Below are 23065 nucleotides of genomic sequence, written 5' to 3'. Positions count from 1 at the left end.
CGGGCCCCGGTGGTCCCCGCCCGGCCGCGAGGCCCGCTTACAACCGGCGGGGGCGGGGAAGGCCCTCAGGCCCTTCCCCGCCCCGGCGGCAACGTTTCTGCTCAGTTGTCCTCGTGCACGACCGCGCGGCGCGCGTCCGCGTCCAGGACGCCCCAGCTGATCAGCTGCTCGGTCAGCACCGAGGGCGACTGGTCGTAGATCACGGCGAGCGTGCGCAGGTCGTCCTGGCGGATCGACAGGACCTTGCCGTTGTAGTCGCCGCGCTGCGACTGGATCGTCGCCGCGTAGCGCTGCAGCGGGCCGGCCTTCTCCTGCGGGACGTGGGCAAGCCGCTCAAGGTCGAGAACGAGCTTCGGCGGCGGCTCGGCGGCCCCGCCCGGGGTCGTGCCGGGCAGGAGCTCCTGCACCGGAACGCCGTAGAAGTCCGCGAGCTCGGCGAGGCGCTGCACCGTCACGGCGCGGTCACCGCGCTCGTACGAGCCGACGACGACGGCCTTCCAGCGGCCCTGGGACTTCTCTTCCACACCGTGGAGGGAAAGGCCCTGCTGGGTGCGGATGGCACGGAGCTTGGCCCCGAGCTGCTTTGCGTATTCGCTGGACATATAGCTCCCCGGACGCTGGACGCTGTAGACAACGTGCGGCTCCGCCGCCTGGCTGGTAACTCACTGTGAGGTTACGCAGCGTTACTCTTTCCCGTCAAGCCGAATGGTCCATACCGCCCCCTCCCGGGGGACGGCGCCCGGAGTGGCGGCAGGGTGGTGAGCTGGGCGCTCACCCGCCCCTGGTAGAGTCGGTGGCGCAATTCCGACGTCCTTTAAGGTCCGTCCCGTGAGGCGGAGAAGGAGGTCCGTTTCATATGGACGCACAGCAGCAGACCGATGCCGCACGGCCCGTTCTCGAGGGCCCGGACATCGCGCGGGTACTGACCCGCATCGCCCACGAGATCGTCGAGCGCGCCAAGGGCGCGGACGACGTGGTCCTCCTCGGCATCCCGACGCGCGGCGTCTTCCTCGCCCGCCGGCTGGCCGACAAGCTCGCCGAGATCACCGGGCGCACGATCCCGGTCGGCTCGCTCGACATCACCATGTACCGCGACGACCTGCGTCTGAAGCCCGCGCGCGCCATCGGCCGCACCGAGATCCCCGGTGACGGCATCGACGGGCGCCTGGTCGTCCTCGTCGACGACGTGCTCTTCTCCGGCCGCACGATCCGCGCCGCGCTCGACGCGCTCGGCGACATCGGCCGCCCCCGCGCCGTCCAGCTCGCGGTCCTCGTCGACCGGGGCCACCGCGAACTCCCGATCCGCGCCGACTACGTCGGCAAGAACCTCCCCACGTCGCTGCGGGAGACGGTCAAGGTCCAGCTCGCCGAAGAGGACGGTCGCGACACCGTCCTGCTCGGCAGCAAGCCCTCCTCCTAGCCGTACCCGGCACCCCGACGGGTCCAGGGCACACCCCTGCGTGCCCGCACGCCCTCACACCTCGCCACCACGGAGCGAAACCCGATGATGCGTCACCTCATCTCGGCCGCCGACCTCACCCGCGACGACGCCGTCCTCATCCTCGACACCGCCGAGGAGATGGCCCGGGTGGCCGACCGGCCGATCAAGAAGCTGCCCACCCTGCGCGGCCGAACGATCTGCAACCTGTTCTTCGAGGACTCCACCCGCACCCGGATCTCCTTCGAGGCCGCCGAGAAGCGCCTCTCCGCCGACGTGATCAACTTCGCGGCCAAGGGCTCCAGTGTCTCCAAGGGCGAGTCCCTCAAGGACACCGCCCAGACCCTGGAGGCCATGGGCGTCGACGCCGTCGTCATCCGCCACAGCGCCTCCGGCGCCCCCTACCGGCTCGCCACCTCCGGCTGGATCGACGCCCCCGTCATCAACGCCGGCGACGGCACCCACCAGCACCCCACGCAGGCCCTGCTGGACGCCTTCACCATGCGCCGCCGCCTCGTCGGCCGCGACGCCGGACTCGGCCAGGACCTCGCGGGCAAGCGCATCACCCTCGTGGGCGACGTCCTGCACAGCCGCGTCGCCCGCTCCAACGTCGACCTGCTCCACACCCTCGGCGCCGAGGTCACCCTGGTGGCCCCGCCCACGCTGGTCCCGGTCGGCGTCGAGACCTGGCCCTGCGCCGTCAGCTACGACCTCGACAGCGTGCTGCCCAAGTCCGACGCGGTGATGATGCTGCGTGTGCAGCGCGAGCGGATGAACGCGGCCTTCTTCCCGACCGAGCGCGAGTACTCGCGGCGGTACGGGCTCGACGGCGAGCGGATGGCGAAGATGCCCGAGCACGCCATCGTCATGCACCCCGGCCCCATGGTCCGCGGCATGGAGATCACCGCCGAGGTCGCCGACTCCGACCGCTGCACGGTCGTCGAGCAGGTCGCCAACGGCGTCTCCATCCGGATGGCCGTTCTCTACCTGCTGCTCGGCGGCTCCGAGCCCGCCACCGCCCACCCGTCGCCCAGCGCCACCCCCGAAGGAGGCGCGGAGCGCCTTCCCTCCGCTACCGAGGAGAGCAAGTAACCATGAGCAAGATCCTGATCCGCGGTGCGAAGGTCCTCGGCGGCGAGGCCCAGGACGTCCTGATCGACGGCGAGACCATCGCCGCGGTCGGTACGGGCCTGTCGGCCGAGGGCGCGACGGTCGTCGAGGCCGAGGGACAGATCCTCCTTCCGGGCCTCGTCGACCTCCACACCCACCTGCGCGAGCCCGGCCGTGAGGACTCCGAGACCGTCCTCACCGGCACCCGCGCGGCCGCCTCCGGCGGCTACACGGCCGTCTTCGCCATGGCCAACACCTTCCCGGTCGCCGACACCGCCGGCGTCGTCGAGCAGGTCTACCGGCTCGGCAAGGAGTCCGGCTACTGCGACGTGCAGCCCATCGGCGCGGTCACCGTCGGCCTGGAGGGCAAGAAGCTCGCCGAGCTCGGCGCCATGCACGACTCCGCCGCCGGCGTCACCGTCTTCAGCGACGACGGCAAGTGCGTCGACGACGCCGTGATCATGCGCCGCGCCCTGGAGTACGTGAAGGCCTTCGGCGGCGTCGTCGCCCAGCACGCCCAGGAGCCCCGCCTCACCGAGGGCGCCCAGATGAACGAGGGCGTCGTCTCCGCCGAACTCGGACTCGGCGGCTGGCCGGCCGTCGCCGAGGAGTCGATCATCGCCCGCGACGTCCTGCTCGCCGAGCACGTCGGCTCCCGCGTCCACATCTGCCACCTCTCCACCGCCGGCTCGGTCGAGATCGTCCGCTGGGCCAAGTCCCGCGGCATCGACGTCACCGCCGAGGTCACCCCGCACCACCTCCTCCTCACCGACGAGATGGTCCGCAGCTACAACCCGGTCTACAAGGTCAACCCGCCGCTGCGCACCGAGCGTGACGTGATGGCGCTCCGCGAGGCCCTCGCCGACGGCACGATCGACATCGTCGCCACCGACCACGCCCCGCACCCGCACGAGGACAAGGACTGCGAGTGGGCCGCGGCCGCCATGGGCATGGTCGGCCTGGAGACCGCGCTCTCGGTCGTGCAGCAGACGATGGTCGAGACCGGACTGCTCGACTGGGCCGGCGTCGCCGACCGGATGTCCGTCAAGCCCGCCCAGATCGGACGGGCCACGGGCCACGGACGCCCCGTCTCGGCAGGTGAGCCCGCCAACCTGACGCTGGTCGATCCGGCATACCGTGGTCTCGTGGACCCCGCGGGCTTCGCCTCCCGCAGCCGCAACACCCCCTACGAGGGCCGCGAGCTGCCGGGACGCGTCACCCACACCTTCCTGCGGGGCCGGGCAACGGTCGTGGACGGGAAGCTGGCGTGACATCACTCATCGAACTGGCCGCCGAGGCTGAGAAGAAATCGGCCGAGGTGACCGACTGGGCCGGACGGCTCGGCTGGATCGCGGGGCTCCTGCTCTTCATCGCCTTCGTCTACTGGCTGATGCGCCAGGGATGGAAGTGGCGCGGCAGCCTCCAGTCGGACCTCCCCGAGCTCCCCAGCGCGCCGGACACGCCCGGCGAGGCGAAACTGACCCTCAGCGGGCGCTACCACGGCTCGACGACCGCCGGGCAGTGGCTCGACCGGATCGTCGCGCACGGTCTGGGCACCCGCAGCCGCGTCGAGCTCACGCTCACCGAGGCCGGGATGGAGGTCGTACGCCCCGGGGCGAACGACTTCTTCGTCCCCGCCGCCGCACTGCGCGAGGCACGCCTCGACAAGGGCATCGCCGGCAAGGTCCTCGCCGAGAACGGGCTGCTGATCGTCACCTGGGCGCACGGCGAGAAGCTCCTCGACTCCGGCTTCCGGTCCGACCGCGCGGCCGAGCACGCCGCCTGGGTCGAGGCCATCAACTCCATGAACCACGTAAGCACGACGGAAGGCACCGCACGATGACGACCTCCACAAGGGGAGCCGACAAGGTTCCCGCCGTACTCGTCCTGGAGGACGGCCGCATCTTCCGCGGCCGCGCCTACGGGGCCGTGGGGGAGACCTTCGGCGAGGCCGTGTTCTCCACCGGCATGACCGGCTACCAGGAGACCCTCACCGACCCGTCGTACCACCGCCAGGTCGTCGTGATGACCGCCCCCCACGTCGGCAACACCGGTGTCAACGACGAGGACCCCGAGTCCTCCCGCATCTGGGTCTCCGGCTACGTCGTCCGCGACCCCGCCCGCGTCTCCTCCAACTGGCGCGCCCAGCGCTCCCTGGACGAGGAGCTCGCCGCCCAGGGCGTCGTCGGCATCTCCGGCGTCGACACCCGCGCCCTCACCCGACACCTGCGCGAGAGCGGCGCCATGCGCGTCGGCATCTTCTCCGGCAACGCGCTGCCCGACGAGGGCACCATGCTCGCCGAGGTCCGCCAGGCCCCCGAGATGAAGGGCGCCGACCTCTCCGCCGAGGTCGCCACCAAGGAGACGTACGTCGTCCCCGCCATCGGCACCAAGAAGTTCACCGTCGCCGCCGTCGACCTCGGCATCAAGGGGATGACCCCGCACCGGATGGCCGAGCGCGGCATCGAGGTGCACGTGCTCCCCGCCACCGCCACCGTCGAGGACGTGTACGCGGTGAACCCGGACGGCGTGTTCTTCTCCAACGGCCCCGGCGACCCGGCCACCGCCGACCACCCGGTCTCCGTCATGCGTGCCGTCCTGGAGCGCAGGACGCCGCTCTTCGGCATCTGCTTCGGCAACCAGATCCTCGGCCGCGCGCTCGGCTTCGGCACCTACAAGCTGAAGTACGGCCACCGCGGCATCAACCAGCCGGTGCAGGACCGCACCACCGGCAAGGTCGAGGTCACCGCGCACAACCACGGCTTCGCCGTCGACGCGCCCCTCGACAAGGTCTCCGACACCCCCTTCGGGCGTGCCGAGGTCTCCCACGTCTGCCTGAACGACAACGTCGTGGAGGGCCTGCAGCTGCTCGACCAGCCGGCCTTCTCCGTCCAGTACCACCCCGAAGCGGCCGCCGGCCCGCACGACGCCGCGTACCTCTTCGACCGCTTCGTATCCCTGATGGAGGCCGAGCGTGCCTAAGCGCACCGATATCCAGTCCGTCCTGGTCATCGGCTCCGGCCCGATCGTCATCGGCCAGGCCGCCGAGTTCGACTACTCCGGCACCCAGGCCTGCCGCATCCTCAAGGCCGAGGGCCTGCGGGTGATCCTGGTCAACTCCAACCCGGCCACGATCATGACCGACCCGGAGATCGCCGACGCCACCTACGTCGAGCCGATCACCCCCGAGTTCGTCGAGAAGATCATCGCCAAGGAGCGCCCGGACGCCCTCCTGCCGACCCTCGGCGGCCAGACCGCGCTCAACACCGCGATCTCCATGCACGAGCAGGGTGTGCTGGAGAAGTACAACGTCGAGCTGATCGGCGCCAACGTCGAGGCGATCAACAAGGGCGAGGACCGCGACCTCTTCAAGGGCGTCGTCGAGGCCGTCAAGGCCAAGATCGGTTACGGCGAGTCCGCCCGCTCGGTCATCTGCCACTCCATGGACGACGTCCTCAAGGGCGTCGAGACGCTCGGCGGCTACCCCGTCGTCGTCCGCCCCTCCTTCACCATGGGCGGTGCCGGCTCCGGCTTCGCCCACGACGAGGAGGAGCTGCGCCGCATCGCCGGTCAGGGCCTGACGCTCTCTCCCACCACCGAGGTGCTCCTGGAGGAGTCCATCCTCGGCTGGAAGGAGTACGAGCTGGAGCTCATGCGCGACAAGAACGACAACGTCGTGGTCGTCTGCTCCATCGAGAACTTCGACCCGATGGGCGTCCACACCGGTGACTCGATCACCGTCGCCCCGGCGATGACCCTCACCGACCGCGAGTACCAGCGGCTGCGCGACATCGGCATCGCGATCATCCGCGAGGTCGGCGTCGACACCGGCGGCTGCAACATCCAGTTCGCGGTCAACCCCGACGACGGCCGGATCATCGTCATCGAGATGAACCCGCGCGTCTCCCGGTCCTCCGCCCTCGCCTCCAAGGCGACCGGCTTCCCGATCGCCAAGATCGCCGCCCGGCTCGCCGTCGGCTACACGCTGGACGAGATCCCGAACGACATCACGGAGAAGACCCCGGCGTCCTTCGAGCCCACGCTCGACTACGTCGTCGTCAAGGCCCCGCGCTTCGCCTTCGAGAAGTTCCCGCAGGCCGACTCCACGCTGACCACGACCATGAAGTCGGTCGGCGAGGCCATGGCCATCGGCCGGAACTTCACCGAGGCGCTCCAGAAGGCCCTGCGCTCGCTGGAGAAGAAGGGCTCGCAGTTCACCTTCGTCGGCGAGCCCGGCGACAAGGACGAGCTGCTGCGGGAGTCGGTCCGCCCGACCGACGGCCGCATCAACACCGTCATGCAGGCCATCCGCGCCGGCGCCACCCCCCAGGAGGTCTTCGACGCCACGAAGATCGACCCCTGGTTCGTCGACCAGCTCTTCCTCATCAAGGAGATCGCCGACGAGCTCGCAGCCGTCGACAAGCTCCACCCGGAGATCCTGGCCGAGGCCAAGCGCCACGGCTTCTCCGACGCCCAGATCGCCCAGATCCGCGACCTGCGCGAGGACGTCGTCCGCGAGGTCCGGCACGCGCTCGGCGTCCGCCCGGTCTACAAGACGGTCGACACCTGCGCCGCCGAGTTCGCCGCCAAGACCCCGTACTTCTACTCGTCCTACGACGAGGAGAGCGAGGTCGCCCCGCGCGAGAAGCCCGCGGTGATCATCCTGGGCTCCGGCCCGAACCGCATCGGCCAGGGCATCGAGTTCGACTACTCCTGTGTCCACGCCTCCTTCGCGCTCAGCGAGGCGGGCTACGAGACCGTGATGGTCAACTGCAACCCGGAGACCGTCTCGACGGACTACGACACCTCCGACCGCCTGTACTTCGAGCCGCTGACGCTCGAGGACGTCCTGGAGATCGTCCACGCCGAGACGCTGGCCGGCCCCGTCGCCGGTGTCGTCGTCCAGCTCGGCGGCCAGACCCCCCTCGGTCTGTCCCAGGCGCTCAAGGACAACGGCGTCCCCGTGGTCGGCACCTCCCCGGAGGCCATCCACGCCGCCGAGGACCGCGGCGCCTTCGGCCAGGTCCTCGCCGAGGCCGGCCTGCCCGCCCCGAAGCACGGCACCGCCACCACCTTCGCCGGAGCCAAGGCCATCGCCGACGAGATCGGCTACCCGGTCCTCGTACGCCCGTCGTACGTGCTCGGCGGCCGCGGCATGGAGATCGTCTACGACGAGACCCGCCTGGAGTCGTACATCGCCGAGTCCACCGAGATCAGCCCCACCCGGCCGGTCCTGGTCGACCGCTTCCTCGACGACGCCATCGAGATCGACGTCGACGCCCTCTACGACGGCCACGAGCTCTACCTCGGCGGCGTCATGGAGCACATCGAGGAGGCCGGCATCCACTCCGGCGACTCGGCCTGCGCCCTGCCCCCGATCACCCTCGGCGGCTTCGACATCAAGCGGCTGCGCGCCTCCACCGAGGCCATCGCCAAGGGTGTCGGCGTCCGCGGACTGATCAACATCCAGTTCGCCATGGCCGGCGACATCCTCTACGTGCTGGAGGCCAACCCGCGGGCCTCCCGGACGGTCCCCTTCACCTCGAAGGCGACCGCCGTCCCGCTCGCGAAGGCCGCCGCCCGCATCTCGCTCGGCGCCACCATCGCCGAGCTGCGCGAGGAGGGCCTGCTGCCGAGGAACGGCGACGGCGGCACCCTGCCGCTCGACGCGCCGATCTCCGTCAAGGAGGCCGTGATGCCGTGGAGCCGCTTCCGCGACGTGCACGGGCGCGGCGTCGACACCGTCCTCGGCCCGGAGATGCGCTCCACCGGCGAGGTCATGGGCATCGACGCGGTCTTCGGCACGGCCTACGCCAAGTCGCAGGCCGGCGCCTACGGCCCGCTGCCCACCAAGGGCCGCGCGTTCATCTCCGTCGCCAACCGTGACAAGCGCTCGATGATCTTCCCGGCCCGCGAGCTGGTCGCCCACGGCTTCGAGCTGTTCGCGACCTCCGGCACCGCCGAGGTCCTCAAGCGCAACGGCATCAACGCCACGGTCGTGCGCAAGCAGTCCGAGGGCGAGGGCCCGAACGGCGAGAAGACGATCGTCCAGCTGATCCACGACGGCCAGGTCGACCTGATCGTCAACACCCCGTACGGCACCGGCGGCCGCCTCGACGGCTACGACATCCGTACGGCGGCGGTGGCCCGCTCCGTCCCGTGCCTCACCACCGTCCAGGCGCTCGCCGCGGCGGTCCAGGGCATCGACGCGCTCAACCACGGCGGCGTCGGAGTCCGCTCGCTCCAGGAACACGCGGAACACTTGACCGCGGCCCGCGACTAGCAACCCACGAGGGGGACACCGGAAACGGTGTCCCCCTCTTGCTGAGGACACCCACATGTACAAGTTCTTCTTCGACCTGGTCTTCAAGCGGATGGACCCGGAGCAGGCCCACCACCTCGCCTTCCGCTGGATCCGTCTCGCCGCCCGCGTCCCCGTCCTGCGCACCTTCGTCGCCGCGGTCCTCGCGCCCCGTCACAAGGAGCTGCGCACCGAGGCCCTCGGCCTGCGCATGCACGGCCCCTTCGGCCTCGCCGCCGGCTTCGACAAGAACGCCGTCGCCATCGACGGCATGTCGATGCTCGGCTTCGACCACATCGAGATCGGCACGGTCACCGGCGACGCCCAGCCGGGCAACCCCAAGAAGCGCCTCTTCCGGCTCGTCCCGGACCGCGCCCTGATCAACCGCATGGGCTTCAACAACGAGGGCTCCGCCGTCGTCGCCGCCCGGCTCCAGGCGCGCGTGCCGGTCTTCAGGACCGTCGTGGGCGTCAACATCGGCAAGACCAAGATCGTGCCGGAGGCCGAGGCCGCCGCCGACTACGTGAAGTCCACCGAGCGCCTCGCCGCGCACGCCGACTACCTGGTCGTGAACGTCTCCTCGCCGAACACCCCCGGTCTGCGCAACCTCCAGGCCACCGAGTCGCTCCGCCCGCTGCTCACCGCGGTACGGGAGGCGGCCGACCGCACCGTCACCGACCGCCGCGTCCCGCTCCTGGTCAAGATCGCCCCCGACCTGGCCGACGAGGACGTCGACGCGGTCGCCGACCTGGCCCTGGAGCTCGGCCTCGACGGCATCATCGCCACCAACACCACCATCGCCCGCGAGGGCCTCGGCCTGAAGTCCGACCCGGCCCTGGTCAAGGAGACCGGTGGACTGTCCGGCGCGCCCGTCAAGGAGCGCTCCCTGGCGGTGCTCCGGCGCCTCCACGCGCGCGTGGGGGACCGCCTGGTCCTCGTGGGCGTCGGCGGCATCGAGAACGCCGAGGACGCCTGGCAGCGCATCCTGGCCGGTGCCACCCTGATCCAGGGCTACAGCGCCTTCATCTACGAGGGCCCGTTCTACGCCCGCGCCCTCCACAAGGGCCTCGCCGCGCGCCTCGCCGCCTCCCCGTACGCCACCCTCGCCGAGGCCGTCGGCGCCGACAACCGAAAGGCCGTGAAGTGACCCTCGATCCCTTCGGCACCCGCCTGCGCTCCGCGATGGACGAGCGCGGCCCGCTCTGCGTCGGCATCGACCCGCACGCCGCTCTGCTGGACTCCTGGGGCCTCGGCGACGACATCGCCGGCCTGGAGCGCTTCACCTTCACGGTCGTCGAGGCGCTCGCGGAGACGGTCGCCGTCCTCAAGCCGCAGTCCGCGTTCTTCGAGCGCTTCGGTTCGCGCGGTGTCGCCGTCCTGGAGCGCGCCGTCGCCGAGCTGCGGGCCGCCGGCGGCCTGGTCGTGATGGACGCCAAGCGCGGCGACATCGGCTCCACGATGGCCGCCTACGCCGAGACCTACCTGCGGAAGGACTCCCCGCTCTTCTCGGACGCCCTCACCGTCTCCCCCTACCTCGGCTACGGGTCGCTGAAGCCGGCCGTCGACCTGGCGCGGGAGTCCGGCGCGGGCCTCTTCGTCCTGGCCCTCACCTCCAACCCCGAGGGGGCGGAGGTCCAGCGGGCGGTCCGCGAGGACGGCCGTACGATCGGCGCGACCATGCTCGGCCACCTCGCGGCGGAGAACGCGGGCGAGACCCCGATGGGCTCGTTCGGCGCGGTCGTCGGTGCGACGCTCGGCGACCTGTCCACCTTCGACCTGGACATCAACGGCCCGCTCCTGGCCCCGGGCATCGGTGCCCAGGGCGCCACCCCGGCCGATCTCCCGGCCGTCTTCGGCGCGGCGGTGCGCAACGTGGTCCCGAACGTCAGCCGCGGCGTCCTGAAGCACGGGCCGGACGCCGCCGCCCTGCGGGCCTCCGCCGAGCGATACGCGACGGAAATCCGCGAGGCCGTCGCCTCCTGACCCCCGCCGGGCCAATCCGCAGGTCGGGGCCGTCTCACTCCTTGACGAGAACTTGGCTCAAAACCCGGTCGTTATGCCGGAAAAGTCCTGGTCGGTCGATGCTGACCAGGACTTTTCGCTTGTTCTCGCTGACTGGAGAGGCATTGGCCGCTAGTCTCCGGGGCAGAGTCAGCGTTCAACGGTCCCTACGTTGATCGTTGCTCCACTGGTGTGGGGCGTCCAGGTTCCTCACCGGTCCGTATCCGACAGTTCGACATCCGAGGTGACGTAGGCGTGGCTCTTCCGCCCCTTACCCCTGAACAGCGCGCAGCCGCGCTCGAAAAGGCCGCCGCGGCTCGCCGGGAGCGGGCCGAGGTCAAGAATCGACTCAAGCACTCCGGCGCCTCCCTCCACGAGGTGATCAAGACCGGCCAGGAGAACGACGTCATCGGCAAGATGAAGGTCTCCGCGCTGCTGGAGTCGCTCCCGGGCGTGGGCAAGGTCCGCGCCAAGCAGATCATGGAGCGGCTCGGTATCTCCGAGAGCCGTCGTGTGCGCGGGCTCGGTTCCAACCAGATCGCCTCCCTGGAGCGCGAGTTCGGCAGCACCGGCGCCTGATACGGGTCTGCCGTCCCAGGCACCCCCGTAAAGCTGGAATAATCGCTGCATGGCAGCAGAGGTACGTCCGCGGCTGACCGTGCTCTCCGGCCCCTCCGGGGTGGGTAAGAGCACGGTCGTCGCTCATATGCGCAAGGTCCACCCCGAGGTCTGGCTCTCGGTGTCGGCCACGACACGAAAGCCGCGACCCGGCGAGAAGCACGGCGTCCAGTACTTCTTCGTCACGGACGACGAATTCGACAAGCTTGTCGCCAACGGGGAACTCCTCGAGTGGGCCGAGTTCGCGGGCAACCGCTACGGCACGCCGCGTGCGGCGGTCCTGGAGCGACTCGAGGCCGGCGAGCCGGTCCTCCTGGAGATCGACCTCCAGGGCGCCCGGCAGGTCAAGGAGTCCATGCCGGACTCGCAGCTGGTCTTCCTGGCCCCGCCGAGCTGGGACGAGCTCGTCCGCCGGCTCACCGGCCGCGGCACCGAGTCGCCCGAGGTCATCGAGCGCCGACTGGAGGCCGCCAAGATCGAACTGGCCGCCGAGACGGAGTTCGACACCACCCTGGTCAACACCTCCGTCGAGGACGTGGCGCGTGAGCTGCTAGCCTTGATGAACGTTGTTTGATCTTTTTCTGATCACCTGGATCTGATCATCCCGATCAGCTCACCAGAAGTTTCTTCGGAAGGCTAGAGCGTGTCCTCTTCCATCACCGCGCCCGAGGGCATCATCAACCCGCCGATCGACGAGCTGCTCGAGGCCACCGACTCGAAGTACAGCCTCGTGATCTACGCGGCCAAGCGCGCGCGTCAGATCAACGCGTACTACTCGCAGCTCGGCGAGGGCCTGCTCGAGTACGTCGGCCCCCTGGTGGACACCCACGTCCACGAGAAGCCGCTCTCGATCGCCCTGCGCGAGATCAACGCGGGTCTGCTGACCTCCGAGGCCATCGAGGGCCCGGCGCAGTAAGCACGTCAGAACGTAACGTTCGTCACCACAGGCCCGGCGGAACAACCGCCGGGCCTGTGGTGTCTCATGGAGACGTACGCATCCGAGTGCGGGGAGTGGCAGTGGTGACCAAGCCGAAGGTCGTTCTGGGGGTCAGCGGCGGCATCGCCGCGTACAAGGCGTGCGAGCTGCTCCGGCGGCTCACCGAGTCGGGCCACGACGTGCGTGTCGTGCCGACGGCCTCCGCCCTGAACTTCGTCGGCGCGGCCACCTGGTCGGCCCTCTCCGGAAACCCCGTCTCCGCCGAGGTGTGGGAGTCCGTCCACGAGGTGCCGCACGTACGGATCGGGCAGGCCGCCGACCTGGTCGTGGTGGCCCCCGCCACCGCCGACATGCTCGCCAAGGCCGCCCACGGCCTCGCCGACGACCTCCTGACGAACACGCTGCTCACCGCCCGCTGTCCGGTCGTCTTCGCCCCGGCGATGCACACCGAGATGTGGGAGCACCCGGCCACCCGCGAGAACGTGGCCACGCTGCGCCGCCGGGGAGCCGTCGTCATCGAGCCCGCCGTCGGCCGGCTGACCGGCGTCGACACCGGCAAGGGCCGGCTGCCGGACCCCGCGGAGATCTTCGAGGTCTGCCGACGCGTCCTGGCCCGCGGCACCGCCGCCCCCGACCTCGTCGGCCGCCACGTCGTGGTCAGCGCGGGCGGCACCCGGGAGCCCCTCGACCCGGTCCGCTACCTGGGGAACCGCTCCTCGGGGAAGCAGGGCTACGCGCTGGCCAGGGCCGCCGCCGCCCGGGGCGCCCGGGTCACCCTCGTCGAGGCCAACACCGGCATCCCGGACCCGGCCGGCGTCGACGTGCTCCACGTCGGCACCGCCGTCCAGCTGCGCGAGGCGGTCCTCAAGGCGGCGGCCGACGCCGACGCCGTGGTCATGGCGGCCGCCGTCGCGGACTTCCGCCCGGCGGTCTACGCCTCGGGGAAGATCAAGAAGCGGGACGACGTCGAGGCGCCGACCGTCGAACTGGTCCGCAACCCCGACATCCTCGCCGAGATCTCCGCGGACCGTGCGCTTCCCGGCCAGGTGGTGGTCGGCTTCGCCGCCGAGACCGACGACGTCCTCGCCAACGGCCGGGAGAAGCTCCGGCGCAAGGGCTGCGACCTGCTCGTGGTCAACGAGGTCGGAGAGCGCAAGACCTTCGGCTCGGAGGAGAACGAGGCCGTGGTGCTGGCCGCCGACGGCACCGACACGCCCGTACCGCACGGACCGAAGGAAGCCCTCGCGGAAACGGTCTGGGACCTGGTCGCACCACGCCTGCGGACCATGCCCGCGGGGAATTCCGGGCAATCTCCGGAACGTCCGGAATTCACCGGCCCGGCCGAGTGAAATCCCGGGAACCCGGTCCTCACGGGGATCGGAACGGGTGTTCGTGACGCGTGGGAGGCCGGATTCCATGAGCTTCCGGCTCCCACCTTGCGAGACACCTGGCCCAATGTCCGAGCACGCCCGATAGACTGGTCGCGGTACGTCGCGGGGCGCAGCCCCCTGCCGTCCGACATTGTTGAGCCAGCAGCCGCTGCAACCCCAGGGAGCATTGTGTCCCGTCGTCTGTTCACCTCGGAGTCCGTGACCGAAGGTCACCCCGACAAGATCGCTGACCAGATCAGCGACACCATTCTCGACGCGCTCCTCCGCGAGGACCCCACGTCCCGCGTCGCCGTCGAGACGCTGATCACCACCGGCCTCGTGCACGTCGCCGGTGAGGTCACCACGAAGGCGTGGGCCGACATCCCCACCCTCGTACGGAACAAGATCCTCGAGATCGGGTACGACTCCTCGAAGAAGGGCTTCGACGGCGCGTCCTGCGGCGTCTCGGTCTCCATCGGGTCGCAGTCCCCGGACATCGCGCAGGGCGTCGACACGGCGTACGAGAAGCGCGTCGAGGGCGACGAGGACGAGCTGGACAAGCAGGGCGCCGGCGACCAGGGCCTGATGTTCGGCTACGCGTCGGACGAGACCCCCGAGCTGATGCCGCTCCCGATCTACCTCGCGCACCGGCTCTCCCGCCGGCTCACCGAGGTCCGCAAGAACGGGACCATCCCGTACCTGCGCCCCGACGGCAAGACCCAGGTCACCATCGAGTACGACGGCGACAAGGCCGTCCGCCTCGACACGGTCGTCGTCTCCTCGCAGCACGCCTCCGACATCGACCTGGAGTCACTGCTCGCGCCCGACATCCGCGAGTTCGTCGTCGAGCACGTGATCAAGCAGCTCCTGGAAGACGGCATCAAGCTGGACACCGAGGGCTACCGCCTGCTGGTCAACCCGACCGGACGCTTCGAGATCGGCGGCCCGATGGGCGACGCCGGCCTCACCGGCCGCAAGATCATCATCGACACCTACGGCGGCATGGCCCGCCACGGTGGCGGCGCCTTCTCCGGCAAGGACCCGTCCAAGGTCGACCGCTCGGCCGCCTACGCCATGCGCTGGGTCGCCAAGAACGTCGTGGCCGCCGGCCTCGCCTCGCGCTGCGAGGTCCAGGTCGCGTACGCGATCGGCAAGGCGGAGCCGGTGGGCCTCTTCGTCGAGACCTTCGGCACCAACACGATCGAGACCGAGAAGATCGAGAACGCCATCGGCGAGGTCTTCGACCTCCGCCCGGCCGCGATCATCCGCGACCTCGACCTGCTGCGCCCGATCTACGCCCAGACCGCGGCGTACGGCCACTTCGGCCGCGAGCTCCCCGACTTCACCTGGGAGCGCACGGACCGCGTGGAGGCGCTGCGCAAGGCCGCGGGCCTGTAGGCGGCATCACGTCACGACACGGAAGCCCGGCCCCCTTGGGGGAGCCGGGCTTCCGTGCGTCCGGCCCCGAGCCGCGTGTCAGTGGGGTCTGGTAGGTATGGGGCTGTGAGCAGCGAGAACGAGACGCCCGAGGGTGCGGCCGGTGAGTCGCACGAGCAGCTCGCGCTCATCAGGGAATCCGTACGGAAGGCGAAGGTGCCGCGGGCCAAGCCGCGGACCTGGCGCGGCGCCGCGCTGGCCAAGGAACTGCCCGTGGCGCGGGTGGTGGTCAACAAGGGCGTGCTGCACCTCGACCAGTTCTTCGACTACGCCGTCCCCGAGGAGCTGGACGCCGCGGCACAGCCCGGCGTGCGGGTGCGGGTGCGGTTCGGGGCCGGGGCACACCAGGTCAGGGACGGGCGGCGCGAGGGCGGGCGGCTGATCGACGGCTTCCTGGTGGAGCGGAAGGCCGAGTCCGACTACAAGGGGGCGCTGGCCGCCCTCGCCGACGTCGTGTCGCCCGAGCCGGTGCTGAGCGCCGAGCTGCTGGGACTCGCGCGGGCCGTCGCCGACCGGTACGCGGGAAGCCTCGCGGACGTGCTCCAGCTGGCGATCCCGCCCCGCAGCGCTCGCGCCGAGAGCAAGGCGTCCCCCGAGCCGCTGCCGCCGCCCGCCGTGCCCGAGGCGGGCACCTGGGCGCGGTACGACCGCGGAGCCGCCTTCCTGGACGCCCTGGCCCGGGGAAAGGCCCCACGGGCCGTCTGGAACGCCTTGCCGGGGCCGCACTGGGCCGAGGAGCTCGCCCGCGCCGTGGGCGCGACGCTCGCCTCCGGCCGGGGCGCGCTCGTCGTCGTACCCGACGGCAGGGCCGCCGCACGGGTGGACGCCGCGCTCACGGCGCTCCTGGGGCCGGGACGCCACGCGCTGCTCACGGCGGAGACCGGGCCCGAGAAGCGGTACGCCCAGTGGCTCGCGGTACGGCGGGGCTCCGTCCGCGCGGTCGTCGGCACCCGGGCGGCGATGTTCGCGCCCGTCCACGACCTCGGACTCGTCGCCATCTGGGACGACGGGGACGGCAGCCACAGCGAGCCGCACGCCCCGCAGCCTCACGCGCGTGACGTGCTGCTGCTGCGCGCCGCCCACGACAGGTGCGCCTTCCTGCTCGGCTCCACCAGCTGCACGGTCGAGGCCGCGCAGCTCGTCGAGTCCGGCTGGGCCGCGCCGCTGCTCGCGGGCCGCGACCAGGTGCGGGCGGCGGCCCCGCTCGTCCGGACCGTGGGCGACACCGACCTGGCCCGCGACGAGGCCGCGCGCGCCGCCCGGCTCCCCTCGCTGGCCTGGCAGGTGGTGCGGGAGGGGCTGAAGACCGGCCCCGTGCTCGTCCAGGTCCCACGGCGGGGCTACGTACCGCGGCTGGCGTGCGAGCGCTGCCGGACCCCCGCACGCTGCCGGCACTGCGCCGGGCCCCTGGAGGCGCCCGAGCAGCAGGAGCTGCGCTGTGGCTGGTGCGGGCGGGGAGCGCCGGACTGGCACTGCGCGGAGTGCGGCGCGACGAGGCTGCGGGCCCAGGTCGTCGGGGCGCGGCGCACGGCGGAGGAGCTGGGCCGGGCGTTCCCCGCGGTCCCGGTACGGACGTCAGGAAGGGACCACGTCCTGGACACCGTGCCCGGGCGGCCCGCGCTGGTGGTGTCCACGCCGGGCGCCGAGCCGGTGGCCGAGGGCGGGTACGCGGCGGCGCTGCTCCTCGACGGCTGGGCGATGCTCGGCCGTCCCGACCTGCGTGCGGGAGAGGAGGCGCTCCGCCGCTGGATCGACGCCGCCTCGCTGGTACGCGGGCAGGGCGAGGGCGGCACGGTCGTGGTGGTCGCGGAACCCACGCTGCGTCCGGTGCAGGCGCTGGTGCGCTGGGACCCGGTCGGTCACGCCCAGCGCGAGCTCGCGGAGCGGGCGGAGCTGGGCTTTCCGCCGGTGTCCCGGATGGCGGCGGTGTCCGGCCCGCCGGAGGCGGTCGGGTCGTTCCTCGACGCCGCCGAACTCCCCGGTGACGCCGAGGTGCTGGGCCCGGTCCCGCTGCCGGTCGTCCGCGCGGGCGGCCCCCGCAGGCCGGGGGACACCCCGCCGGGGGAGCAGTGGGAGCGTGCCCTGGTCCGTGTCCCACCGGGCAGCGGGGCCGCCCTCGCGGCGGCGCTGAAGAAGGCGCGGGCCGGGCGGCTGGCGCGTGGCGGGGGCGAGCCGGTGCGGGTCCGTGTGGACCCGCCGGACATCGGCTGACCCGCCGTTCCCGGTGCCGCCGCGGGGCCGGGGCCCCGGACGGATTCCGGGGAGGGCCGGCACGAGCGGACGGTGCCCCGCCGGGCCGTGCTCCCGCTCCGCGACGGGCACGGCTCCGCGACGGGTTACGGCTCCGCGGCGGGTTACGCCTCCGGTCCGGGGCCGGCCCTGCGGGTCAGCCGTTGCGGGGGCCGGGGAGGGCAGGGGGGCGGGGGTCCTCGCGCAGTACCGGCTGGGGCGGCATCGTGCGGGCCGGCGGAACCACCGGCAGCGTGCGGGTAGTGCCCGGCTCCACCGGGCGCTCCTGCTCCACGACCGCCGACCCGGGCTGCGGCGCGCGCCGGGCGCCGTAACGGCGGTGGACGGCCTGCTTCGTGACCCCGAGCGCCGAGCCCACCGCGTCCCACGAGAACCCGAGCGAGCGGTCGAAGTCGACCGCCGCCGTCACCAGGGTCTCGACGCTGTCCCGCAGCTCCTGGGCGAGCCTGACGGTCGGGGCGGGTGCCCGCCCGTAGACGACGAAGCCCGTCGACGGGCCGGAGCGGCGCGGGCGGTAGACGTTGCCCAGCTGGGCCGTGAGTGTGCGCAGCGCGTCCACCTGCCGCCGGACCCGCTCGATGTCCCGCACCAACAGGTGCAGACTCGCCCGGGCTTGGGCGTCGTGGGTGGCGTGGTCGGCCATGTGAAAGCCTCTCGAACCGGCGTGTAAGGGTGGGGCCGCGAGGAGGACAGCGGCCCGTTCAGGTCAATCTCACTTGACCAACGCGCCACCCGTGGATTGGGTCACGGTGCAGGGGCGTACACGCATATGCGCGGGGCGCTCGGGCTCACGTACGCCCCCTCGCACCCCGGCCCCTAGACTGGTGTGCTGCCCTCCCCACGCTCGCGGCCGCGCTCGAGCCGGGAGGTACCCCATCGCCCCGAGATGCGAGGTTTTCCGAGTGAAGCTGGTCTTCGCAGGCACCCCCGAGGTCGCCGTACCCGCCCTGGACGCCCTGCTCGCCTCAGGCCGGCACGAGGTGGCCGCCGTCGTCACGCGCCCCGACGCCCCCGCGGGCCGCGGCCGTCACCTGGTCGCGAGCCCGGTCGCCCAGCGGGCCGAGGAAGCCGGGATCGAGGTGCTCAAGCCGGTGAAGCCGCGTGACGAGGCGTTCCTCGCGAGGCTCCGCGAGATCGCCCCCGACTGCTGCCCGGTCGTGGCGTACGGAGCGCTGCTGCCCAAGGTCGCCCTCGACATCCCCGCCCACGGCTGGGTCAACCTCCACTTCTCGCTGCTGCCGGCCTGGCGCGGCGCGGCGCCGGTGCAGCACGCCGTGATGGCGGGCGACGAGGTCACGGGCGCGTCGACGTTCCAGATCGAGGAGGGGCTCGACTCCGGTCCGGTCTACGGCGTGATCACCGAGGACGTCCGTCCCACCGACACCAGCGGCGACCTGCTGACCCGGCTCGCCTTCGCCGGCGGCGGGCTGCTCTCGGCCACGATGGACGGCATCGAGGACGGCAGCCTGAAGGCCGTCCCGCAGCCTGCCGACGGCATCACCCTGGCCCCCAAGATCCAGGTCGAGGACGCGCACCTGGACTGGAAGGCCCCGGCCCTGCGCGTGGACCGCGTGGTGCGCGGCTGCACGCCCGCCCCCGGTGCCTGGACCGTGTTCCGCGGCGAGCGGCTGAAGCTGATCCAGGCGGCGCTCGTGCCGGACCGCACCGACCTGGCGCCGGGCGAGCTCGCGGCCGGCAAGAGCAACGTGTACGTCGGCACCGGCTCGCACGCCGTCGAACTGCTCTGGGTCCAGCCCCAGGGCAAGAAGCCGATGAAGGCCGCCGACTGGGCCCGGGGCGTCCGCATCGCGCCGGGTGAGCGGGTCGGCGCGTAGCGCCGTCGCACCGCACGGCGGCGGGGGACGGGCGGGCGAGCGGGTGGGCGGCGCGGACGTAGGCTGAGGGGGTTCGACCGTCTCACTTCGTCAGCGGAGCACCTTTTGAGCGAGCAGGCCAAGCGCCGTCCCCCCAAGCCGTACCGGCGTCCCAAGAAGGATCCCGTCAGGATCCTGGCCTTCGAGGCGCTGAGGGCGGTCGACGAGCGGGACGCCTACGCGAACCTCGTGCTGCCGCCCCTGCTGCGGAAGGCCCGGGAGAAGGGCGACTTCGACGGGCGGGACGCCGCGCTCGCGACCGAGCTGGTCTACGGGACGCTGCGGCGCCAGGGGACGTACGACGCGGTCATCGCGGCCTGCATCGACCGGCCGCTGCGCGAGGTCGATCCGCCCGTGCTCGACGTGCTCTCGCTGGGCGCGCACCAGCTGCTCGGTACCCGCATCCCGAGCCACGCCGCCGTCTCGGCGAGCGTGGAGCTCGCGCGGGTGGTGCTCGGGGACGGGCGGGCCAAGTTCGTGAACGCGGTTCTGCGGAAGATCGCGCAGAAGGACCTCGACGCCTGGGTGGAGCAGGTCGCCCCGCCGTACGACGACGACGCCGAGGACCACCTCGCGATCGTCCACTCGCACCCGCGCTGGGTCGTCTCCGCGCTGTGGGACGCCCTCGGCGGCGGGCGGGCCGGTATCGAGGACCTGCTGGAGGCCGACAACGAGCGGCCCGAGGTCACGCTCGTGGCCCGGCCGGGGCGCGCCACCACCGAGGAGCTGACCGGCGAGGACACCCTGCCCGGCCGCTGGTCGCCGTACGCGGTCCGGCTGGCCGAGGGCGGCGAGCCCGGCGCCATCGAGGCCGTGAAGGAGGGGCGGGCCGGCGTCCAGGACGAGGGCAGCCAGCTGGTCGCCATCGCCCTGGCCGACGCGCCTCTGGAGGGCCGCGACGAGCGCTGGCTCGACGGCTGCGCGGGTCCCGGTGGCAAGGCGGCGCTGCTGGGCGCCCTCGCCGCGCAGCGGGGCGCCGCCCTGCTGGCCTCCGAGAAGCAGCCGCACCGCGCCCGGCTCGTGGAGCGCGCGCTGGCCGGCAACCCGGGCCCGTACCAGGTCATCGCCGCCGACGGCACCCGCCCGCCGTGGAGCCCGGGCTCCTTCGACCGGGTCCTGATGGACGTGCCCTGCTCCGGCCTCGGCGCCCTGCGCCGCCGCCCGGAGGCCCGCTGGCGGCGGCGTCCGGAGGACATGGACGGCTTCGCCCCGCTCCAGCGCGGTCTGCTGCGCGAGGCGTTGTCGGCGGTCCGGGTCGGGGGAGTCGTCGGGTACGCGACCTGCTCGCCGCACCTGGCCGAGACCCGCGTGGTCGTCGAGGACGTCCTCAAGGGCCGCGGCGGCCCGGCCGTCGAGGCGGAGTGGATCGACGTCCGCCCGCTGATGCCGGGCGTCCCCGGGCTCGGCGACGGCCCGGACGTCCAGCTGTGGCCACATCTGCACGGTACGGACGCGATGTATCTGGCGCTGCTGCGCCGCACGGCCTGACGAACGCGGATCCGTCCGGCATGTGGACGGTCGGATCGGCGTCGGGAGCGGGGCATCCGGCCCGAATCCGGGCCGAATCCGTACCGAACCCGGGCGGATCCCGGCCCGAAACCGCTCCGCGGCAAAGAAGTGCCCAAGAACATGGCAGGCTTGGCACATGGCGCAGATCAACCCCAGCATCCTGTCCGCAGACTTCGCCCGCCTCGCCGAGGAGGCGAAGGCCGTCGAGGGTGCCGACTGGCTGCATGTCGATGTCATGGACAACCACTTCGTGCCGAATCTGACGCTCGGCGTCCCGATCGTCGAGTCGCTCAGCCGCGCGACGGGCACGCCGCTGGACTGCCACCTCATGATCGAGGACCCGGACCGCTGGGCCCCGCAGTACGTCGAGGCCGGCGCCGGGTCCGTCACGTTCCACGTGGAGGCGGCCGCCGCGCCCGTGCGGCTCGCGCGGGAGATCCGGGCGAAGGGGGCGCGGGCGTCGATGGCGCTGAAGCCCGCGACGCCCATCGAGCCGTACGAGGACCTGCTCCCCGAGCTCGACATGCTGCTGATCATGACCGTCGAGCCCGGCTTCGGCGGGCAGGCGTTCCTCGACATCATGCTTCCCAAGATCCGTCGTACCCGTGAGCTGATCTCCAAGCACGGGCTGGAGCTGTGGCTGCAGGTCGACGGCGGGGTCGCGGAATCCACCATCGAACGGTGCGCCGAGGCCGGGGCGGACGTCTTCGTGGCCGGCTCGGCCGTCTACGGCGCCGCCGATCCGGCGGAGGCGGTCCGCTCGCTCCGCGCGAAGGCCGAGTCCGCGACCGCCTCGGCGGCGTGGGCGTGTGGCCACTGAGCCTCGGCCAGATGAACGCGGTCCGTCGGAGCGTCGACAGGGCCGATCAGGGCCCGCCGGATCTGACAGGATGAACGGCGAGTCCAGAGTGTGAACGACGGGCGACACAGCAGGACCGCAAGAGCAGCACAGCGGCAGCACGACAGCAGCACCTGAGCAGCGGTACGAGAACAGAGCTAAGGAGATCGCGGTGGCGGGAATCTCGGCGGGACGGTCAGCCCTGCGGATGGGACCCGCGGAGCTGGTGCAGGCGGCGGCCATGGCGCGTCGCTTCTACCTCGAGGGCAAGTCCAAGATCCAGATCGCCGAGGAGTTCGGCGTGAGCCGCTTCAAGGTGGCCCGGGTCCTGGAGACCGCCCTCGAACGCGACCTCGTACGGATCGAGATCCGCGTACCCGCGGAGCTGGACGCCGAGCGCTCCGACGCGCTCCGCGCCCGCTACGGCCTCCGTCACGCCGTCGTCGTGGAGTCCCCGGCCGAGGGCGAGGACGAGTCGCCTGACCCGGAGAACCTCGGCGAGGTCGCGGCGGATCTGCTCGGCGAGCTGGTCAACGAGGGCGACGTCCTCGGCCTGGCGTGGGGCCGCTCCACGATCCACATGGCGGCGGCCCTCGACCGGCTGCCCCCGTGCACGGTCGTGCAGCTCACGGGCGTCTACGACGCGGGGACCGCCGAGCGCGGCTCCGTCGAGGCGGTACGGCGTGCCGCCCAGGTCTCCGGCGGTGAGGCGCACCCGATCTACGCGCCGATGCTGCTGCCCGACCCCGCGACGGCGGCCGCGCTGCGGAACCAGACCGGCATCGCCCGGGCCTTCGAGTACTTCGACAAGGTCACCGTCGCCTGCGTGTCCATCGGCTCCTGGGAGCCGGGCATCTCGACGGTGCACGACATGCTCTCGGACGAGGAGCGCGCCCACTACGCCTCCCTGGGCGTCGCCGCCGAGATGTCCGCGCACCTCTTCGACACCGAGGGGCGCCGTGTCGGGCGTGACCTGGGCGAGCGCTGCATCACGGTCGAGGCCGACCGGCTGCGCCGGATCCCCGAGGTCGTGGCGATCGCCGGCGGTCAGCGCAAGGCGGCGGCGATCGGCGCGGTGCTCCGCTCCGGGCTCGTCACCAGCCTGGTGACCGACCGTGCGGCGGCGGACTACCTCCTCACCGACTCGGCGCCCGGCTCGCGGCCGGCGCTGGAGCGCGCGGACCCGGACGGAGCCTGACCGTACGCCTACCGGCGGGCGCCCACCACGCGTCCCGTCGGTGGCGTCGCCGCCTGGCCCCCTCCGGCACCCGCAGCCCCGCCAGTACCTCGTTCACGACGCCCCGCACCACGGCGGCGGTACGCCTCTGACAGGCGGTACGCCCCCCGACCCCGTGGGCGGCCCGCCCCCCGCGGCGATGGGG

The 23065-nt window shown here is 72.1% G+C and carries 20 protein-coding genes; 18 read left to right on the top strand and 2 right to left on the bottom strand.

Annotated features, from left to right (window positions below):
- Positions 1-101: 101 nt before the first annotated feature.
- Complete coding sequence (bldD, locus tag AB0D99_RS34585) at positions 102-602, bottom strand: transcriptional regulator BldD (RefSeq protein WP_362371794.1); 501 nt, start codon at positions 600-602, stop codon at positions 102-104.
- Positions 603-856: 254 nt separating this feature from the next.
- On the opposite strand from bldD, the gene pyrR reads away from it, so the two are divergent.
- The 14 genes from pyrR (at position 857) to AB0D99_RS34515 (ending at position 17423) form a co-directional block, all read left to right on the top strand.
- On the top strand, positions 857-1420 hold the full coding sequence (gene pyrR / locus AB0D99_RS34580; RefSeq protein WP_362371791.1) for a bifunctional pyr operon transcriptional regulator/uracil phosphoribosyltransferase PyrR: 564 nt from the start codon (positions 857-859) through the stop codon (positions 1418-1420).
- A gap of 84 nt (positions 1421-1504) precedes the next feature.
- Positions 1505-2530 (top strand): aspartate carbamoyltransferase catalytic subunit, encoded by a 1026-nt coding sequence (locus AB0D99_RS34575; protein ID WP_362371788.1) that lies wholly within the window; start codon positions 1505-1507, stop codon positions 2528-2530.
- Between the two features lie 2 nt (positions 2531-2532).
- Positions 2533-3819 (top strand): dihydroorotase, encoded by a 1287-nt coding sequence (locus AB0D99_RS34570; RefSeq protein ID WP_362371785.1) that lies wholly within the window; start codon positions 2533-2535, stop codon positions 3817-3819.
- Positions 3816-4391, top strand: coding sequence for a hypothetical protein (locus AB0D99_RS34565; RefSeq protein ID WP_362371783.1), 576 nt, complete (start codon positions 3816-3818; stop codon positions 4389-4391). The genes AB0D99_RS34570 and AB0D99_RS34565 overlap by 4 nt, the downstream gene beginning before the upstream one ends.
- The gene (gene carA, locus AB0D99_RS34560; RefSeq protein ID WP_362371780.1) at positions 4388-5530 is read left to right on the top strand and encodes a glutamine-hydrolyzing carbamoyl-phosphate synthase small subunit; all 1143 of its coding nucleotides are present in this window, start codon (positions 4388-4390) and stop codon (positions 5528-5530) included. Before AB0D99_RS34565 ends, carA begins: the two co-directional genes overlap by 4 nt.
- Positions 5523-8831 carry a carbamoyl-phosphate synthase large subunit gene (gene carB, locus AB0D99_RS34555; RefSeq protein WP_362371776.1) on the top strand — a complete coding sequence of 1103 codons (3309 nt, stop codon included), beginning with the start codon at positions 5523-5525 and terminating at the stop codon, positions 8829-8831. The genes carA and carB overlap by 8 nt, the downstream gene beginning before the upstream one ends.
- Positions 8832-8886: 55 nt before the next feature.
- A complete protein-coding gene (locus AB0D99_RS34550) occupies positions 8887-9996 on the top strand; it encodes a quinone-dependent dihydroorotate dehydrogenase (RefSeq protein ID WP_362371772.1) in 1110 nt (369 codons plus the stop codon).
- Entirely contained in the window at positions 9993-10832 is an 840-nt protein-coding gene (pyrF, locus tag AB0D99_RS34545; RefSeq protein ID WP_362371769.1) for an orotidine-5'-phosphate decarboxylase, read from the top strand. The genes AB0D99_RS34550 and pyrF overlap by 4 nt, the downstream gene beginning before the upstream one ends.
- Before the next feature lie 273 nt (positions 10833-11105).
- Positions 11106-11429 carry an integration host factor gene (locus tag AB0D99_RS34540; RefSeq protein WP_030204477.1) on the top strand — a complete coding sequence of 108 codons (324 nt, stop codon included), beginning with the start codon at positions 11106-11108 and terminating at the stop codon, positions 11427-11429.
- A 49-nt stretch (positions 11430-11478) separates the two neighbouring features.
- Complete coding sequence (gene gmk, locus AB0D99_RS34535; RefSeq protein ID WP_260231124.1) at positions 11479-12042, top strand: guanylate kinase; 564 nt, start codon at positions 11479-11481, stop codon at positions 12040-12042.
- Between the two features lie 69 nt (positions 12043-12111).
- Entirely contained in the window at positions 12112-12384 is a 273-nt protein-coding gene (gene rpoZ / locus AB0D99_RS34530; RefSeq protein ID WP_005319902.1) for a DNA-directed RNA polymerase subunit omega, read from the top strand.
- 104 nt (positions 12385-12488) lie between these two features.
- Complete coding sequence (gene coaBC / locus AB0D99_RS34525; RefSeq protein WP_362371764.1) at positions 12489-13754, top strand: bifunctional phosphopantothenoylcysteine decarboxylase/phosphopantothenate--cysteine ligase CoaBC; 1266 nt, start codon at positions 12489-12491, stop codon at positions 13752-13754.
- Positions 13755-13964: 210 nt separating this feature from the next.
- The gene (metK, locus tag AB0D99_RS34520) at positions 13965-15173 is read left to right on the top strand and encodes a methionine adenosyltransferase (protein WP_362371761.1); all 1209 of its coding nucleotides are present in this window, start codon (positions 13965-13967) and stop codon (positions 15171-15173) included.
- Between the two features lie 105 nt (positions 15174-15278).
- Positions 15279-17423 carry a primosomal protein N' gene (locus AB0D99_RS34515; protein ID WP_362371758.1) on the top strand — a complete coding sequence of 715 codons (2145 nt, stop codon included), beginning with the start codon at positions 15279-15281 and terminating at the stop codon, positions 17421-17423.
- A gap of 175 nt (positions 17424-17598) precedes the next feature.
- Here AB0D99_RS34515 and AB0D99_RS34510 read toward each other — a convergent pair whose 3' ends face one another.
- Complete coding sequence (locus AB0D99_RS34510) at positions 17599-18105, bottom strand: hypothetical protein (protein WP_362371755.1); 507 nt, start codon at positions 18103-18105, stop codon at positions 17599-17601.
- Between the two features lie 259 nt (positions 18106-18364).
- Here AB0D99_RS34510 and fmt point away from each other — a divergent pair, with 259 nt between their 5' ends.
- The 4 genes from fmt to AB0D99_RS34490 all read left to right on the top strand — a co-directional run bounded on the left by fmt (position 18365) and on the right by AB0D99_RS34490 (position 22881).
- Complete coding sequence (gene fmt / locus AB0D99_RS34505) at positions 18365-19297, top strand: methionyl-tRNA formyltransferase (RefSeq protein ID WP_362371752.1); 933 nt, start codon at positions 18365-18367, stop codon at positions 19295-19297.
- A 105-nt stretch (positions 19298-19402) separates the two neighbouring features.
- Positions 19403-20824 carry a transcription antitermination factor NusB gene (locus tag AB0D99_RS34500; RefSeq protein WP_362371749.1) on the top strand — a complete coding sequence of 474 codons (1422 nt, stop codon included), beginning with the start codon at positions 19403-19405 and terminating at the stop codon, positions 20822-20824.
- 157 nt (positions 20825-20981) lie between these two features.
- Entirely contained in the window at positions 20982-21665 is a 684-nt protein-coding gene (gene rpe / locus AB0D99_RS34495) for a ribulose-phosphate 3-epimerase (RefSeq protein WP_362371746.1), read from the top strand.
- A 199-nt stretch (positions 21666-21864) separates the two neighbouring features.
- Positions 21865-22881 (top strand): sugar-binding domain-containing protein, encoded by a 1017-nt coding sequence (locus AB0D99_RS34490; RefSeq protein WP_362371797.1) that lies wholly within the window; start codon positions 21865-21867, stop codon positions 22879-22881.
- The last annotated feature ends 184 nt before the right edge of the window (positions 22882-23065 follow it).

Source organism: Streptomyces sp. NPDC047971 (genome assembly GCF_040653355.1).
In the GTDB taxonomy this organism is placed as follows: domain Bacteria; phylum Actinomycetota; class Actinomycetes; order Streptomycetales; family Streptomycetaceae; genus Streptomyces.
This window is presented reverse-complemented; position numbering and strand designations above follow the sequence as displayed.

Excerpts from the sequence above, each read along its gene's own strand:
- bldD (WP_362371794.1), bottom strand. The coding sequence starts at position 602 with ATGTCCAGCGAATACGCAAAGCAGCTCGGGGCCAAGCTCCGTGCCATC.
- pyrR (WP_362371791.1), top strand. The coding sequence starts at position 857 with ATGGACGCACAGCAGCAGACCGATGCCGCACGGCCCGTTCTCGAGGGC.
- AB0D99_RS34575 (WP_362371788.1), top strand. The coding sequence starts at position 1,505 with ATGATGCGTCACCTCATCTCGGCCGCCGACCTCACCCGCGACGACGCC.
- AB0D99_RS34570 (WP_362371785.1), top strand. The coding sequence starts at position 2,533 with ATGAGCAAGATCCTGATCCGCGGTGCGAAGGTCCTCGGCGGCGAGGCC.
- carA (WP_362371780.1), top strand. The coding sequence starts at position 4,388 with ATGACGACCTCCACAAGGGGAGCCGACAAGGTTCCCGCCGTACTCGTC.
- AB0D99_RS34550 (WP_362371772.1), top strand. The coding sequence starts at position 8,887 with ATGTACAAGTTCTTCTTCGACCTGGTCTTCAAGCGGATGGACCCGGAG.
- gmk (WP_260231124.1), top strand. The coding sequence starts at position 11,479 with ATGGCAGCAGAGGTACGTCCGCGGCTGACCGTGCTCTCCGGCCCCTCC.
- AB0D99_RS34510 (WP_362371755.1), bottom strand. The coding sequence starts at position 18,105 with ATGGCCGACCACGCCACCCACGACGCCCAAGCCCGGGCGAGTCTGCAC.
- rpe (WP_362371746.1), top strand. The coding sequence starts at position 20,982 with ATGGCGCAGATCAACCCCAGCATCCTGTCCGCAGACTTCGCCCGCCTC.